This is a genomic window from Rhodococcus sp. AH-ZY2, from assembly GCF_030916465.1.
Lineage (GTDB): Bacteria > Actinomycetota > Actinomycetes > Mycobacteriales > Mycobacteriaceae > Rhodococcus > Rhodococcus ruber.
This window is the reverse complement of the sequence record NZ_CP126458.1, coordinates 2,721,688-2,737,252: the sequence shown is the minus strand read 5'-3', so window position 1 is coordinate 2,737,252 and position 15,565 is coordinate 2,721,688. Positions and strand designations below refer to the sequence as shown.

The window sequence follows — 15,565 nt, the reverse complement described above, 5'->3', positions numbered from 1 at the left end:
CGTTCTCCTCGGGCAAGGCAAGAGCGGGGGATGGGCGCCGGGGGTGGGGATCTCGTGACGAGATCCCCACCCCGACGGCGAGCGAAGTCCGGTCGGGTCAGGCCCGGCCGAACGCGAGCGCAACGTTGTGCCCACCGAAACCGAACGAGTTGTTCAGCGCGAAATCGATCTGGCCGTACCGGGCTTCGCCCTTCACGACGTCGAGATCGATCTCTGGATCCTGGTTGTCCACATTGAGCGTGGGCGGGATGACCCCGTCCCGCAGGCTCAGGACCGTCAGGACCGCTTCCAGCGCACCGACCGCACCGATCGAATGCCCGAGGGCACCCTTCGGTGCGTACACCGCGGCGTGGTTGCCCACCGCGGCATTGATCGCCTTCGCCTCGGCGATGTCGCCGATGGGCGTGGCGGTGGCATGCGCGTTGACGAAGCCGATGTCGGACGGCGTCAGGCCGGCGCCGTGGAGGGCCTTCGTCATGGCGCGTGCCGCGCCGGTCCCCTCGGGATCGGGGGCCACGATGTGGAATCCGTCCGAGGTGATGCCGGCGCCGAGCAGACGGGCGTGGATGGTGGCGCCGCGAGCCTTGGCGTGTTCCTCGGTCTCGAGCACCATCAGCGCGCCGGCCTCGCCGAAGACGAAACCGTCGCGGTCCTTGTCGAACGGGCGCGACGCCCCACGCGGATCCTCGTTGCGGGTGCTCAGTGCCCGCATCATGGCGAAGCTGGCGGTGGCAACCGCGTCGAGCTGGCCCTCGACACCACCGGCGACGACGATGTCGGCATCGCCCATCGCGATCATCCGGTAGGCGTGGGCGATGGCCTCGTTGCCGGACGAGCAGGCGGACACCGGCGTCATCACGCCGGCCTTCGCGCCGAGCTCGAGACCCACGGTCGCCGACGGGCCGTTCGGCATGACCATCTGCACGGCGAACGGGGACACCTTGCGGTAGCCGCCGCCGCGCAGCTTGTCGACCGCGTCGATGAGCGCTTCGCCACCACCGAGACCGGTGCCGACGACGACGCCGAGGCGTTCGCGGTCGACCTCCGGGCTGCCGGCATTCGCCCACACGGTGCGGCCGAGGTGGAGCGCGAGCCGCTCGACGAAGCTCATCCGGCGGATCTCGACGCGTGAGAGGGTTTCGTCGGGGCTCGTCGTGAGCTTGCCGCCGATGCGAACCGGCAGGTCGAACTCGTCGACGAATCCGGTCAGCGTGTCGATCCCGCTCTCACCGGCGAGCAGGCCCTTCCACGTGGCATCCACGTCACCTGCGATCGATGTCGTGGCCGCGAGGCTGGTGACGACGACGTTGGGAAATGTCCCTGTGCGGGGAGAGGCGGAAGTCACGGTTGAGCTCACTCGTTGTCGTTCGTGGCCTGGACGCCCTCGGCCTCGAGCTTCTGGATGTACGCGACGGCGTCACCGACGGTGCGCAGGCTCGCGAGATCCTCGTCGGGGATCTTCACGCCGTACTTGTCCTCGGTCTGCACGGCGATCTCCACCATGGACAGGGAGTCGATGTCGAGATCGTCGACGAACGACTTCTCGACGGTCACCTCGGAGGGCTCGATGCCGGTGACCTCTTCGATGATCTCCGCGAGACCGGCGATGATTTCTTCCTGGGTGGCGGCCACGTCGTGGCTCCCTTCTTCGTTTCGTCTTGCTGTGATCGGACCGGGTGGAGGGTTCCGCCCGGATTCCGGGTGCCCGTCGAGGGCAGGTCCCGTGCTGCGCGACGCGCGCGCAGCAAACTAACCGACTCTGATCGATTCGGCCAGCGCTGAGATCTCCTCAGGGGTCTGGAGTGCCGTGGTCGGCGTGCCGCGCATCTCACGCTTGGCGATGCCGACCAGGGTGCCGGCCGGGGGAAGCTCCACGACCGCCGAGACCTCGGCCGCACGCAGGGTCGCGGTGCACAGGTCCCAGCGCACCGGTCGGGTGACCTGTGCGGCAAGCTTGGTCAGTGCGTCCGCTCCCGAGGCGACCGGCGCCCCGTCGGAGTTGGACAGCAACGTGCGGGTCGGATCGCTGGGCACGATCTTCGCCGCGGCCTCGGCGACGGCTTCCTGGGCCGGGGCCATGAATGCGGTGTGGAAGGCCCCGGCGACCGGAAGGGGCCGGATCCGGGCCTTCTCCGGAGCGTTCGCCGCGAGCTCCTCGAGCGCCGTGAGGCGGCCGGCGGCGACGATCTGGCCGGCGGCATTCACGTTCGCCGGCGTCAGGCCCAGCTCGGCCAGCCGGGCGAGCACCTCGTCCTCCCGGCCGCCGAGCACGGCCGACATGCCGGTCGGCTCGAGCGCGCACGCCCGGGCCATCTCGGCGCCGCGGACGGCAGCGAGCATGACCGCCTCGTCCGCGCTGATGACGCCGGCGATGGCCGCGGCGGCGAGCTCACCGACCGAATGCCCGGCGACGATCGTGTCGTCCGGGACGAGGCCGCGGGACTCGAGCTCCTCGTAGGCGAGCAGTGCCGTCGCGACGACCAGCGGCTGGGTCACGGCGGTGTCGGTGATCTCCGCGGCCGTCGCGGTGGTGCCGAGGCGTTCGAGGTCGAGGCCCGAGGCCTTCGACCACAGCTGGACGCGATCGCGGGCGCCGGCCTGCTCCAACCAGGAGGCGAGCATGCCGGGTTTCTGGGACCCCTGACCGGGGGCGAGCAGCGAAATCACGATGATCAGGGAACACCCTGGAGACAGTCCTGCGAGATGTCGGCAGGGATGAACTCTCGGGTGCAGTTTTGTAGGGTTTCAACAAAACTGCACGTCGGCGTTCACCATCGACGAAGTGCCGTCCCCTGTTACGCGCCCGGTTCGCGCAATGTGAAACGGGAGACGGGTGGGACTGGAGTCCGCAATTCGTTATGACTTCGAGCCAACCTTCCCACGGTGGCCGCGATCCGCAACACGTACGCATCACGGGGATTCGTCGGGTCCCGGCCGGTGACTTCTGTGATCCGCTTGAGTCGGTACCGCACGGTATTTGGATGAACAAACAGCTGCCGGGCGCAGGTCTCGACAGCACCCCCGCAGTCGAGGTATGCGTCGAGGGTGTCGGCCAGCGCCACACCCGCCTCGGTGAGCGGAGCCACCACATCGTCCTCGAGGGCGGCGATCGCTCCCGCGTCGCCGAGCAGGGCCCGCTCCGGCAACAGCTCCGCCGCATGCACCGGCCGCGGCGCGCCCCGCCACCCGGCCACCGCTTCCATCCCGGCCATCGCCTCGACCGCGGAGGCATGCGCCGACGCGAGGGTGGGCGTGGTGGGACCGATCACCACCGGATCGTCCGAGAAGCTGCGCATCAGCTCGGACCGGAACGCCATTGCCTCGACGCTCCCGTGCAGCTCGCCGCTGACCACCATCACGAGCCGCTCGCCCTGCACCACCGCCAGCGCCGCCCGGCCGTGCTGCTGCGCGATCGAGTGCACGGTCGTCACGACCGAGACCCCCTCGTTCGGCGGGGGAGTGCCGATGATCACGGTGGCCGGCGCCGTCGCATCCCAGTTCAGCGTCGCGGCGCGCGAGAGCATGTCCGACCCGGTGTCGCCACGGACCACCGCGTCGACGACCAGCGCCTCGAGGCGGGTGTCCCACGCGCCGCGGGACTCCGCGGCGCTCGCGTACACCGAGGCCGCGGCGAACCCGAGTTCCCGGCCGTAGCGCAGCGTCGCCTCGGTGAGCGCGACGAGTTGCTGCTCGTTGCGTGCCAGGGCCGGCAGCCACTGCTCGAAGAACTCCATGGCAGCGCGGACCATGTCCACGGTCTGGCGCAACGTCAGCCGCCGCGCCAGGTCCTGCGGGATCACCTGGAACGCGTCCAGGCTGAACCGCAGGTCGCTGTCGGGATTGCGCACCCATTCGAGGAAGTCGACGACAGCCGTCTGGATGATCAGCTGCACGTTGGACCGCTGCGACGCGTCGAGATCGGCGAAGAACGGCAACTGTTCCTGCATGGAGTGCACGGCCTCGGTGGACAGCCGTCCGGAGAACTGCTTGACGCGACGCAGGAGCGCATCGGGCAGGGGATCTCGCTCCGGCCGCGCCGGCGGCACCGGACGCCCCGTAGGGACGCCCGGTGCGCGCTTCGGACGCGGCTCTGCGGGTTCTACGACCATGGGACGAAACTACGCCCGCGGCCCGCCGCCCGCGGCAGAGCGGTTCGGATCAGGCCACGCCGGGATCCGAGGTCTGCTCCGGTGCGGCCGCCACGTCGTCGATCCGGTACCGCTGGGCGGCCTCGACCGCCCGCGCGCGATCGACAGCGCCGTCCCGGCCGAGGGCGGCGAGCACCGCGACCACCGTGGACTCCGCGTCGATGTTGAAGAATCGGCGCGCGGCGGGGCGGGTGTCGGAGAACCCGAACCCGTCGGCGCCGAGGGTGGTGTAGTCGCCCGGCACCCACTGCCGGATCTGGTCCGGTACCGCACGCATCCAGTCGGAGACGGCCACGAACGGCCCGGCGGCGTCGGCCAGGATCTTCGCCACGTACGGCGTCGGAGCGTCGGCGCCCGGGTCGAGCAGCGCCTGCCGCTCGCATTCGACACCGTCGCGGCGCAGCTCGCCCCACGAGGTCACCGACCACACGTCTGCGGCCACGTCCCACTCGTCGGCCAGCATCTCCTGGGCCCGCAACGCCTCGGGCATGAGCACGCCGGAGGCGAGGATCTGCGCCTTCGGCCCGGCGCCCTCGCCGCGGCGGTACAGGTAGATGCCCTTGAGCAGGCCCTCGACGTCGAGGTTCTCCGGCTCGGCCGGCTGCACGTACGGCTCGTTGTAGAGGGTGATGTAGTAGAAGACGTTCTCGCCACCGAACCCGTCGACGCCCTCCGTGCCGCCGTACATGCGGCGCAGACCGTCCTTGACGATGTGCGCGAGCTCGTAGGAGAACGCGGGATCGTAGGACACCACCGCCGGGTTCGTCGACGCCAGCAGCAGCGAATGCCCGTCGGCGTGCTGCAGCCCCTCACCGGTGAGGGTGGTGCGGCCGGCTGTCGCGCCGAGCACGAATCCGCGGGCCATCTGGTCCGCCGCCGCCCACAGGCCGTCGCCGGTGCGCTGGAAGCCGAACATCGAGTAGAAGATGTACAGGGGGATCATCGGCAGCCCGTGCGTGGCGTACGAGGTGCCGACCGCGGTGAACGAGGCGGTGGACCCGGCCTCGTTGATGCCCTCGTGCAGGATCTGCCCGGCGACGCTCTCCTTGTAGGCGAGCATCAGCTCCGCGTCGACCGACGTGTACAGCTGGCCGTTGCGGTTGTAGATCTTCAGCGACGGGAACCACGAGTCCATGCCGAACGTGCGGGCCTCGTCCGGGATGATCGGCACGATGCGCGGACCGATCTCCTTGTCGCGCAGCAGCTCCTTCATGATGCGCACCAATGCCATGGTGGTGGCCACCTGCTGCTTGCCGGAGCCCTTGCGGACCACCTCGTAGGTCTTGTCCCCCGGCAGCGGCAGCGGAGCGTCGGCGGTGCGGCGTTCGGGCAGGAACCCGCCGAGCGCGCGGCGCCGCTCGAGCATGTACTGGATCTCCGGCGAGTCGTTGCCCGGGTGGTAGTACGGCGGCATCTTCGGGTTCGCCTCGAGTTCGGCGTCCGAGATCGGGATGCGCTGCAGATCGCGGAAGTACTTGAGGTCCTCGAGCGTGAGCTTCTTCATCTGGTGCGTGGCGTTGCGACCCTCGAAGTGCTTGCCGAGGGTGTACCCCTTGATCGTGTGCGCGAGGATCACCGTCGGCTGACCCTTGTGCGCCATGGCCGCGGCGTACGCCGCGTAGATCTTGCGGTAGTCGTGGCCGCCGCGCTTGAGGTTCCAGATCTCCTGGTCGCTGAGGTTCTTGACCAGCTCCTTCGTGCGCGGATCGCGGCCGAAGAAGTGCTCACGGACGAAGGCCCCGTCGTTGGCCTTGTAGGTCTGGTAGTCGCCGTCCGGCGTCACGTTCATCAGATTGACGAGCGCACCGTCCTTGTCGGCGTGCAGCAGGGCGTCCCACTCCCGGCCCCAGACCACCTTGATGACGTTCCAGCCGGCCCCGCGGAAGAACGACTCCAGCTCCTGGATGATCTTGCCGTTGCCGCGAACCGGACCGTCGAGGCGCTGCAGATTGCAGTTGACCACGAACGTGAGGTTGTCCAGACCCTCGGTGGCCGCGACGTGCGCGAGACCGCGCGACTCCGGTTCGTCCATCTCGCCGTCGCCGAGGAACGCCCACACGTGCTGGTCGGAGGTGTCCTTCAGGCCGCGGTCGTGCAGGTAGTGGTTGAACCGCGCCTGGTAGATCGCGTTCATCGGGCCCAGGCCCATCGACACCGTCGGGAACTCCCAGAAGTCCGGCAGCAGCCGCGGATGCGGGTAGGACGGCAGGCCGCCGCCCTGGTCGGCGTGGCTGGCCTCCTGGCGGAACCCGTCGAGTTGCTCGGCCGGGATGCGGCCCTCGAGGTAGGCGCGGGCATAGATGCCGGGGGAGGCGTGCCCCTGGATGAAGATCTGGTCACCGCCGCCCGGGTGGTCCTTGCCGCGGAAGAAGTGGTTGAAGCCCACCTCGTACAGCGCCGCGGAGGACGCGTAGGTGGAGATGTGGCCGCCGACGCCGATGCCGGGACGCTGTGCGCGGTGCACCATGATCGCGGCGTTCCACCGGATGAAGGCGCGGTAGCGGCGCTCGACCTCCTCGTCGCCGGGGAACCACGGCTCGTTCTCGGTCGGGATGGTGTTCACGTAGTCGGTCGAGGTCAGTGCCGGAATGGACACATGGCGTTCGCCGGCGCGCTCGAGCAGGCGCAGCATCAGGTAACGGGCACGCGCAGGACCGGCGGACTCGAGCAGCCCGTCGAACGACTCGAGCCACTCCGTGGTCTCGGCCGGGTCTATGTCCGGCAGGTAGGAGGCCACGCCCTCGCGGATGACCCGCACGCGGCCGTCGGTGGCCCCGGTGGTGTTCGGCGAGGATCCCGCTTCCGAGGCGCCCGGTGTGGCGGCGCTCGTCGAGGAATCGGGCTCGTGGATCAGGTCTGTCAACGTCTGCTCCTCATCGTGGTGGGGCGCGCAGGTGTGGCGCCCGCTCCGTAGGGCCGGCTCTTGTGGGAGCCAACTCATCGACATCTGAACGAGATGCACTGCTCATCTTCCCCCATCGCGCGGTAGGAGGCATCCCCCCGGGTGTACAACGCCTGCAGGCCGGGTATCCGCACGGTTCGGGTCCGCGCGGCGGGTCGGCGTGTGGCGCTTCTCGCGGTAACGTCCCGGGAAGATTCTTGTGAGTTTCCGTGCGATTCGGCTTGCGTTGAGCTCCCCGAGGATGTTCGCTTTGAAAAATCGCTCATGACATCCGGTACGCGGCACGCCCGCGGCCACAACCGAAGGAGGACACCACCGTGGTCGCCGCGGCGGACGCCCAGAACTACGTTCAGAAGCTCGGTATCTCCCACGACCAGGTGGTTCAGGAACTCGGTTGGGACGAGGACACGGACGACGACCTGCGGGCCGCCGTCGAGGACACGATCGGATCGGACCTGCTCGACGAGGAATCCGACGAGGTCGTCGATGTGGTGCTGCTCTGGTGGCGCGACAGCGACGGAGACCTCGTCGATGCGCTGATGGATGCGATCGGCCCGCTCGCCGACGAGGGCGTCGTCTGGGTGCTGACGCCGAAGACCGGGCGTCCGGATCATGTCGAGCCCAGCGAGATCGCCGAATCGGCCACGACCGCCGGCCTGACCCAGACCTCGACCGCCAATCTCGGCGACTGGGTGGGCAGCCGGCTGGTGCAGCCGAAGGCCGCCCGCACCAAGCGCTGAGCACACCGCTCAGTTCCTCTCCATCGACGTAAGGACTACCGACGCACATGGCGATCGAGGTGGGTGCCCAGGCGCCCGATTTCACACTCAAGGACCAGAACAACCAGGAAGTGACGCTGTCGAGCTTCCGCGGGAAGAAGAACGTGCTGCTCGTGTTCTACCCGCTCGCGTTCACCGGCGTCTGCCAGGGCGAGCTGTGCGCCGTGCGGGACGACCTGCCGACCTACGAGAACGACGACACCGCGATCGTCGCCGTGTCGGTGGGGGCCTCGCCCACGCACAAGATCTGGGCCGCCGAGCAGGGCTACACGTTCCCGCTGCTCTCCGATTTCTGGCCGCACGGTGCCGTGGCCCAGGCCTACGGTGTGTTCAACGAGAAGTTCGGTTTCGCCAACCGCGGCACCTTCGTCGTCGACAAGGACGGCATCGTCCGGTTCGCCGAGGAGAATCAGCCCGGCGAGCCCCGTGACCAGGGCGCTTGGGTGCGAGCGCTGGCCGCGCTAAAGTCCTGAGGCACAGTCCGGCGGCGTGAGCCGCCGGATCTGCGGGCGTGTAGCTCAGTGGTAGAGCTCTGGTTTTACACACCAGCGGTCGGGGGTTCGAAACCCTCCGCGCCCACCAGGAATGTGGCCGTGAAAGACCTGGTCAGGGACCGGGCGCGTATGCCTCGACGGGACTTTTGCCCACACGTGTCGACGTCCGCGGACGCAGCCGGGCTCGTGGGGCCGCACCCGGGGGTCTTTGGGCTCTGTCGCGGCTGGGCAGGGTTTGCTGTGCTCGTGGGGTGAAGGTGCCGCTGCTCACCTCGTTCGAGGGCTATCGGGCCGACCGGATCGGCCGGGACCTGCTGGCCGGCCTGACGGTGTGGGCGGTTCTGGTGCCCGAGGCCCTCGCGTACGCCACGATCGCCGGGGTGTCCCCGGTGATCGGCCTGTATGCCGCGCCCGCGGCGCTGCTCCTCTACGCGCTGTTCGGCAGCTCCCGGCACCTGGTGGTGGGGCCGATGGCGGCCACCGCTGCGCTGTCGGGTGCTGCTGTCGCCGGCATCGCCGGTGACGCCGATGCGGCAGCGCTGACGGCCGGTCTGGCGCTGCTGGTCGGGGTGCTCGGGATCCTCGCGGGGCTGGCGCGTCTGGGGTTTCTGGCTTCCTTCATCTCCGAGCCGGTGCTGAAGGGATTCATCGTCGGCCTGGCGCTGACGATCATCGTCGGTCAGCTCCCGAAGCTCTTCGGAGTCCCGAAGGGGGACGGGGACTTCTTCGAAAAAACCTGGCACCTGGTCACGTCGCTGGGTGGGACGAACGGCTGGACGTTGGCCGTCGGCGCCGGCTCCCTTGCGCTCGTCCTGGTCCTGCACCGGGTGTCGCCCCGGCTGCCCGCACCGCTGGTCGCGGTCGCCCTGGGCATCGTCGCCGTCTCGGTCCTCGACCTCGACGCCAAGGGAGTGGAGATCGTCGGGCAGATCGAGGGCGGGTTACCTCCGCTCGGCCTCCCCAGCATCCCTGGATCCGACTACGTCGCGCTGCTCGCGTCGGCGGCAGGGATCCTGCTGGTCGCGTTCGCCGAGGGCGTCGGAGCAGCCAAGAACTACGCCGCCGAGCAACACTACGAGATCGATCCGAACCGGGAACTGCTCGGGGTGGGCACAGCGAACATCGGCGCGGGGCTGTCCTCCGGGATGATCGTCAACGGGTCCCTGTCGAAGACCGCGGTCAACGTCTCGGCCGGGGCGGTGTCGCAGCTCTCCGGCATCGTCGTGGCGGCGCTGACGGTGCTGACCCTGCTGTTCCTGACCGGCCTGTTCGCGAACCTGCCGGAGGCCACCCTCGCTGCCGTGGTGATCGCGGCCGTCACGAAGCTCGTCGACTTCCGGACGCTGCGCAAGTACGCGCGTCTGGCCACCCCGAGCCTGCGGCGGATCTACGGCGTCACCGCGTACGCGGACTTCCTCGCCGCGGCGAGCGCCATGGCGGGTGTGCTGGTCTTCGACATCCTTCCCGGGCTCTTCCTCGGCGTGGCGGTGTCGGTCCTGCTCCTGCTGTTCCGGGCCTCGCGGCCGCACGTCGCCGAGCTGGGTCGCACACCGGACGGAAGCCGCTGGGTCGACCTGCAGCGCCGTCCCGACGCGCTCACCGAGCCGGGGATCGTGGTGCTGCGCCCGGAGGCCGGGCTGATCTACGCCAACGCCGACAACGTGGCGGCCGCCGTACGCGGTCATGTCCGGGACGACACGCGGGCCGTCGTCCTCGACACCGCAGCTGTGCCGGGAATCGACATCACCGCCGTCGGCATGCTGGACCGGCTGTATGCCGAACTCGAGCACCGTCGCATCCGTCTGCTCTTCGCCGGCGAGATCGGCCAGGTGCGCGACCTGCTCAGCGCGACCGGCATCGCCAGTGTCGTCACAGGCGCACACCCGACCGTGGACGCGGCCGTCGCCGCGGCCCGTCGCAACCTCGACCAGCCCCCGGACGACGACCCGACGTCGGCGTGACCTCCGGACGGGCGGTGGAGAAGCACCGGCCGTCCGGGTGGACCATCCCGGCCGCTACGCGAGCGGTTCGATGTCGGGCAGTCTCCATGTCTTGTCGAACCACGGTTCCAGCGGACCGTAGAGCCGGAATGCCACGAACCAGCTCTTGCCGGGCAGCGTCTGGATCCAGTTTCGGCTGTCCTCGGGCCGGTCGGGACCGAAGCGGATGTCGACCGAGCCGTCGTCGTTCGGGGCGAGGTCCTTGTCTTGACTGGAAATCGACGGCCAGTCCTGTCCGGTCTGCAGCATCGAGCGGGTCTGGGTGTCGTAAGCGATGACGGACCAGAAGTTGGCGACCGGAACATTCGCGGGCACGTGCAGCCGGTAGGTCCTGCCGCCGTCGAAGTGCGCGCCCTCGGAGTCGACGAAGGCAAAGGCGTACTGCGATGCGGCGCCGACCATCTCGACCTCGAGGGCCGGACTGATCGGTGCTCCCACAAAGTAGTACTGGGCGACGGAGTCCAGCAGGGCGGCGCCGTCCTCCTGGAAGCGGTAACCGCCGAGAAGCACGGTCCGCCAGGTGCTGTCCGGGTAGTAGTACGCCTCCGGCCGGCGGAACCGGTAACAGAGGGCACGGGCAGTGGCGTCGGCTACGGTGGCAGCTTCGGTGAGGACGGCCCGCATCCGCTCGTCGGGGTCGAACGGCTTACCTTGCCGAATGCCGATCGAGGCGAACATCCCCAGGGTGAGAGGATCGGACGACTCGGCTGGCTCGGACTGCACGGTCTCGTCGAGCAGCTCCCACGCCCGATACTCGGCGGGCGCAACGAAGACGATCGGTTCGGGTGAGATGTTCACGAAACGGAGCGGCGGCGGGTCGTCGGCCTCCGCCAGCGGATAGACCCGAGCCATGGCCTTGATGGCCTCGACGCCCGGGTGAGGATCGCCGTGCTCGTCGAGGAAGCTGCGCCACAGCAGCCACAGGACGTAGGTGCGCGGCCGCACGACCAAGTAACCGCCGGGGACCTTGCGGTCGTAGCCGGGCGGCAGGAACAGGTACTTGCCGCCCTGGCCCCTGTCCGGCCCGGTCAGGCCGACGTCGACGACCCACCGCTGCCAGGCATCGTTGATCATGCCCAGCACGCTCGGAGGGCTTTCGAGAACAAGCGGGCCGTCGTGCAGGTCCATCAGCATGGTGCTGTACGAAGTGTTGTTGTTGCCGGTGAGGACCACGCTGCGCGGGTAGACCAGGTCTTCCCAGATCGCCATGGTCGAGTTGGCCGGACCCAGCGCCAGCATTGCCTTACGCACCGCTGCCACTTCGACCGGGGCCAGGGCCAGCAGGTACGCCTGTACCGCCCGCTGGAAATCCAGGTTGTCGAACACCGTCCGGGTCGTCTCTTCGTCCGGGACTCCGTCGAAGAACCGCAGCGTGCCCAACCGGGTGCCGACTTCGTCCGGCACCTCGATACCAGGCGGAATCGGGGTGCTGTTCGAATGCGAGGTCATGGAGTCCTCCTGTGTCGACAGCCCCTGCCGGGATCCGCGGCCCACGCGACCGCTTGCGCCACCCACTCAGTGTGGACCGTTACTGCCCCACGGTCTGCCGGATCGACGAGAACACGCGACGGGGCGCCGGCACGCCACCGGCAGTTCGGCCGGTTCGATTCGCTCGCCGCCGTGGTCGTCGCGGTCTACTTCTCGTCGGGACGACGCGAGCCGTGGGGCGAGACGAATTCGACAGGTACGTCGTCGACGACGTTCTCGGCGAACGAGAAGCTGCCGTCCTCGTAGTGGGTCGGTCTCGCCAAGCGCAGCAGCCTCCCGCCGTCGTAGACGCCCATCACCCGCCAGTACTCCTCGGCCCACCAGACACCTTGACCGAGCCGCACTTCGCCGGGTTTCACGAAAACCTCCTGGCCGGACTCGAATTGCGCCGTCGACGGGCCGGTGTCGATGGCCGGAGCGGCGCGCGCGTCGCCGGCGCGAGGCTCTCGGGCAATCGTATTGTTCACGCACCGGGAGTGCAGGTGTCTGGCATAGTCGATCCCGGTCCGACGTCCGGGTGGTGGTGGGGTATGCCGTGGGTTTCGTGATTGGCCGATCCGTCCGAAGCGCTGTGTTCGCGATCGCGCTCGCACTGGTTGCGACCGTGTCCGGCACCGGCAGTGCCGGTGCCGAACCGCTGCTACCCGCTCCCGATCCGGACCCGTTCTACGCCGCGCCGCCCGATCTCCCGGCGCGCGCACCGGGCGATGTGCTGCGGGTCCGGCAGTTGCCGCCCTCGTACTACTTTCCGGGCAGCACGGTGTGGGAAGTGCTGTTCCGCACCACGGATTCGCAGGATCGACCCGTCGCGGCGAATACGACCTTCGTGCGGCCGGCGCATCACGTGCCGAACGGGCCGCTGCTGTCGTATCAGCACATCATCAACGCGCTCGGGCACAAGTGCAAGATCGTCTCCCAGCTCTACACCAGCCATCCGTTGCACCAGATCCGGGAGGCCGCCGGACTCAATCTTGCGCTGGCGCGCGGGTGGGCGGTGGCGCTGCCCGACCATCTGGGCCCACGGATGGCCTACGGCGCCGCCAAGCTCGGCGGCCGGGTCACGCTGGACGGAATCCGCGCCGTGCAACGCGTGCCGGAACTGCAGGTGGCGGAGAGCAAGGTCGCGCTGGGCGGCTATTCGGGGGGCGGGATGGCCACCTCGTGGGCCGCGGCGCTGGCCCCGGAATACGCCCCGGAGCTGAACATCGTGGGAGCCGCCGAGGGCGGTGTCCCGATGAACCTGGTGAAGATGGCCGAGAGCCTGGGCACCGCGCCGCATCCGGCGTTCGGCCTCGCGATGGCTGCCGCCCTCGGGCTCGAACGCGAGTATCCCGACCGCATCCACGTCACCCCGCAGCTCAACGCCCAGGGACACTGGCTCAAGCAGCTGATCGCCAACGGCTGCACCAACGAGATCATGTTCTGGGGAGTCGGTCGCAGCGCGGCCGAGATGACCGACAACCGCCGGTTCCTCGACGATCCGGCAGCGCGGACGGTGATGGAGGAGAACAGCCTCGAGCTGTATGCCGGCGTGCCGAAGGCGCCGATCTTCGAATGGCACAGTCCGACAGATGCGCTCATCCCGGTCGACTCCGTGATCGCCACGATGCGCCGCTACTGCGCGGCCGGGGTGCCGGTGCAGACTCTCCTGACCCCGACGCCCGACCATCTCTCCGCTGCCGCCCTGGGCCTGTTCCCGGCCCTGGACTGGGTCGACGCACGGTTCCGCGGCGAACCGGCGCCCAGCACCTGCTGACGCCTCCGCCGTTTGCGCAACTGCCCACGTCGGCGATTGCTGCGGATCTACACTCGGCGCATGGCTGCGCTGCGGGCGGTGGACGAGACGGTCGACTTCGCGAAGATCGACGATCAGGCCCCGTCGGTGGCCCGGTTGTTCGTCGACCGGGTCGCCGCGACGCCGGAGGCCGAGGCCTTCCGGTACCCCCGGGGCGACGGCTGGGGAAGCACGACCTGGCGTCAGGTCGGCGACCGGGTCACCGCACTCGCCGCGGGCTTGATCGCGCTGGGAGTCGAACCCGAGGACCCGGTGGCGATCGCCTCGTCGACCCGGTACGAGTGGGTGCTCGCCGACTTCGCGATCATGTGCGCCGGCGCCGCGACCACCACCATCTATCCCACGACCAACGCGCCCGACGTCGCCTTCATCGTCGCCAACTCGGGCAGCGCCGTCGTGGTCGCGGAGGACTGGACCCAGGTCGACAAGCTCGTCGCCCACCGCGCCGATCTGCCCGAGGTGCGGACCGTGGTGGTCGTCGACGGCGAAGGCGACGGGGACTGGGTCGTCACCCTCGCCGACCTGGAGGGCCGGGGCCGCGCACTGCTCGCCGAGTCGCCCTCCGTCGTCGCCGACCGGGTGGATGCGATCCGTCCCGAGCAGTTGGCGAGCATCATGTACACCTCCGGCACCACCGGCAAGCCGAAGGGCGTGCTGCTGCCGCACTCGGGGTGGACGTACACCGCCGCGGCCGTCGACGCGGTGAACATCCTCGGCCCCGACGACCTGAACTTCCTCTGGTTGCCGCTGTCGCACGCCTTCGGCAAGGTGATGCTGGCGTTGCCGCTGCAGATCGGCTTCACCACGGTGATCGACGGCCGCGTGGAGAAGATCGTCGAGAACCTCGCTGTCGTGCGCCCCACCTTCATGGGCGCCGCGCCGCGCATCTTCGAGAAGGCGCACGCGCGCATCGAGGCGATGGTCGCCGAGGAGGGCGGGGCGAAGAAGAAGATCTTCGACTGGGCCGTCGGCGTCGGGCTGCGTGTCTCGCAGGCCCGGCAGGAGGACCGCACCCCGTCCGCCCTCGACCGGCTCCGGTACCGGATCGCCGACCGTCTGGTGTTCTCCACCGTCAAGGAACGTTTCGGCGGTCGCCTGCGGTTCTTCGTCTCGGCGGCGGCGCCGCTCGACCGTGCCGTCGCGCAGTGGTTCGATGCCGCCGGCATCATCATCCTCGAGGGGTACGGCCTGACCGAGACATCCGCCGCGTCGTTCATCAACCGCCCGTACGCGTACCGGCTCGGCACCGTGGGCTGGCCCTTCCCCGGTACGGAGGTGCAGATCGCCGAGGACGGCGAGGTACTCCTGCGCGGGCCGGGCGTCATGGACGGCTACCACGAGCGGCCCGAGGCCACCGCGGAGGCGCTCGAACCGGACGGCTGGTTCCACACCGGCGACATCGGGGAACTCGATTCCGAGGGTTTCCTGCGGATCACCGACCGCAAGAAGGACCTGTTCAAGACCAGTCAGGGCAAGTACGTCGCGCCGTCCGCGATCTCCGCCGCCTTCAAAGGCATCTGCCCGTACGCCGGCGAGATCGTCGTGTACGGCGAGAGCCGGCCCTACTGCGTCGCCCTCGTCGGCCTCGATGCCGAGGCGATCACCGAATGGGCGGGCAAGAACGGCATGGCCGGCAGGGAGTTCGGCGAGATCGCCCGGGACGAGCGGACCCACGCGCTGATCGGCGAGTGCATCGACCGGCTCAACGACCGGCTCAACCGCTGGGAGCAGATCAAGAGGTTCGCCGTCCTCGATCGGGAGCTGTCCATCGAGGCGGGAGATCTGACACCGAGCATGAAGCTGCGCCGCAAACTGGTGGTCGACAACTTCGCCGATCGGATCGAGCAGCTCTACGCCTGACGGGGCAGCATCCCCGGCGCCGGTTCGGAATCCGCCCACGTCACGGCGTGCGCGGGTTCCGAAGTGGCGGGCGGATCTCCCGGGCGCATCCCCACCTGG

At 69.1% G+C, this 15,565-nt stretch carries 12 protein-coding genes and 1 tRNA gene; 6 read left to right on the top strand and 7 right to left on the bottom strand.

Going from position 1 to position 15,565, the window contains the following annotated elements; all coding sequences use genetic code 11:
* Window positions 1-97 precede the first annotated feature (97 nt).
* From QNA09_RS13555 to aceE, 5 genes are all read right to left on the bottom strand, one after another.
* Window positions 98-1,345, bottom strand: a complete 1,248-nt coding sequence (locus QNA09_RS13555; protein WP_010594288.1) for a KasA/KasB family beta-ketoacyl-ACP synthase — start codon at window positions 1,343-1,345, stop codon at window positions 98-100.
* A gap of 8 nt (window positions 1,346-1,353) precedes the next feature.
* Window positions 1,354-1,632 (bottom strand): meromycolate extension acyl carrier protein AcpM, encoded by a 279-nt coding sequence (gene acpM / locus QNA09_RS13550; RefSeq protein WP_003937073.1) that lies wholly within the window; start codon window positions 1,630-1,632, stop codon window positions 1,354-1,356.
* A gap of 117 nt (window positions 1,633-1,749) precedes the next feature.
* Window positions 1,750-2,667, bottom strand: a complete 918-nt coding sequence (locus tag QNA09_RS13545; RefSeq protein WP_017680341.1) for an ACP S-malonyltransferase — start codon at window positions 2,665-2,667, stop codon at window positions 1,750-1,752.
* A 128-nt stretch (window positions 2,668-2,795) separates the two neighbouring features.
* Complete coding sequence (locus tag QNA09_RS13540; protein WP_225222858.1) at window positions 2,796-4,109, bottom strand: CdaR family transcriptional regulator; 1,314 nt, start codon at window positions 4,107-4,109, stop codon at window positions 2,796-2,798.
* A 49-nt stretch (window positions 4,110-4,158) separates the two neighbouring features.
* Window positions 4,159-7,011, bottom strand: coding sequence for a pyruvate dehydrogenase (acetyl-transferring), homodimeric type (gene aceE, locus QNA09_RS13535; RefSeq protein ID WP_017680342.1), 2,853 nt, complete (start codon window positions 7,009-7,011; stop codon window positions 4,159-4,161).
* Window positions 7,012-7,367: 356 nt separating this feature from the next.
* On the opposite strand from aceE, the gene QNA09_RS13530 reads away from it, so the two are divergent.
* From QNA09_RS13530 to QNA09_RS13515, 4 genes are all read left to right on the top strand, one after another.
* Window positions 7,368-7,790 carry a DUF3052 domain-containing protein gene (locus tag QNA09_RS13530; RefSeq protein ID WP_003937077.1) on the top strand — a complete coding sequence of 141 codons (423 nt, stop codon included), beginning with the start codon at window positions 7,368-7,370 and terminating at the stop codon, window positions 7,788-7,790.
* A gap of 47 nt (window positions 7,791-7,837) precedes the next feature.
* Window positions 7,838-8,302: a peroxiredoxin gene (locus QNA09_RS13525; RefSeq protein WP_010594292.1), complete on the top strand. Its 465-nt coding sequence runs from the start codon at window positions 7,838-7,840 to the stop codon at window positions 8,300-8,302.
* Window positions 8,303-8,336: 34 nt separating this feature from the next.
* Window positions 8,337-8,411, top strand: a tRNA-Val gene (locus QNA09_RS13520).
* Between the two features lie 163 nt (window positions 8,412-8,574).
* Window positions 8,575-10,284 carry a SulP family inorganic anion transporter gene (locus QNA09_RS13515; protein ID WP_017680343.1) on the top strand — a complete coding sequence of 570 codons (1,710 nt, stop codon included), beginning with the start codon at window positions 8,575-8,577 and terminating at the stop codon, window positions 10,282-10,284.
* 54 nt (window positions 10,285-10,338) lie between these two features.
* Here the strand turns inward: QNA09_RS13515 and QNA09_RS13510 are convergent, their stop codons facing one another.
* The gene (locus QNA09_RS13510; protein WP_119699856.1) at window positions 10,339-11,772 is read right to left on the bottom strand and encodes a DUF1254 domain-containing protein; all 1,434 of its coding nucleotides are present in this window, start codon (window positions 11,770-11,772) and stop codon (window positions 10,339-10,341) included.
* Between the two features lie 185 nt (window positions 11,773-11,957).
* Window positions 11,958-12,170 (bottom strand): hypothetical protein, encoded by a 213-nt coding sequence (locus QNA09_RS13505; RefSeq protein WP_230831604.1) that lies wholly within the window; start codon window positions 12,168-12,170, stop codon window positions 11,958-11,960.
* Between the two features lie 176 nt (window positions 12,171-12,346).
* On the opposite strand from QNA09_RS13505, the gene QNA09_RS13500 reads away from it, so the two are divergent.
* Together QNA09_RS13500 and QNA09_RS13495 are read left to right on the top strand one after the other, a co-directional pair.
* Window positions 12,347-13,567, top strand: coding sequence for a lipase family protein (locus QNA09_RS13500; protein ID WP_371851030.1), 1,221 nt, complete (start codon window positions 12,347-12,349; stop codon window positions 13,565-13,567).
* Window positions 13,568-13,627: 60 nt separating this feature from the next.
* Complete coding sequence (locus QNA09_RS13495; RefSeq protein WP_119699855.1) at window positions 13,628-15,466, top strand: long-chain fatty acid--CoA ligase; 1,839 nt, start codon at window positions 13,628-13,630, stop codon at window positions 15,464-15,466.
* Window positions 15,467-15,565: the final 99 nt, after the last annotated feature.

What these genes read in the sequence shown, in the direction of transcription:
- QNA09_RS13540 (WP_225222858.1), bottom strand. Translation starts at nt 4,109, where the DNA reads ATGGTCGTAGAACCCGCAGAGCCGCGTCCGAAGCGCGCACCGGGCGTC.
- QNA09_RS13510 (WP_119699856.1), bottom strand. Translation starts at nt 11,772, where the DNA reads ATGACCTCGCATTCGAACAGCACCCCGATTCCGCCTGGTATCGAGGTG.
- QNA09_RS13495 (WP_119699855.1), top strand. Translation starts at nt 13,628, where the DNA reads ATGGCTGCGCTGCGGGCGGTGGACGAGACGGTCGACTTCGCGAAGATC.
- QNA09_RS13525 (WP_010594292.1), top strand. Translation starts at nt 7,838, where the DNA reads ATGGCGATCGAGGTGGGTGCCCAGGCGCCCGATTTCACACTCAAGGAC.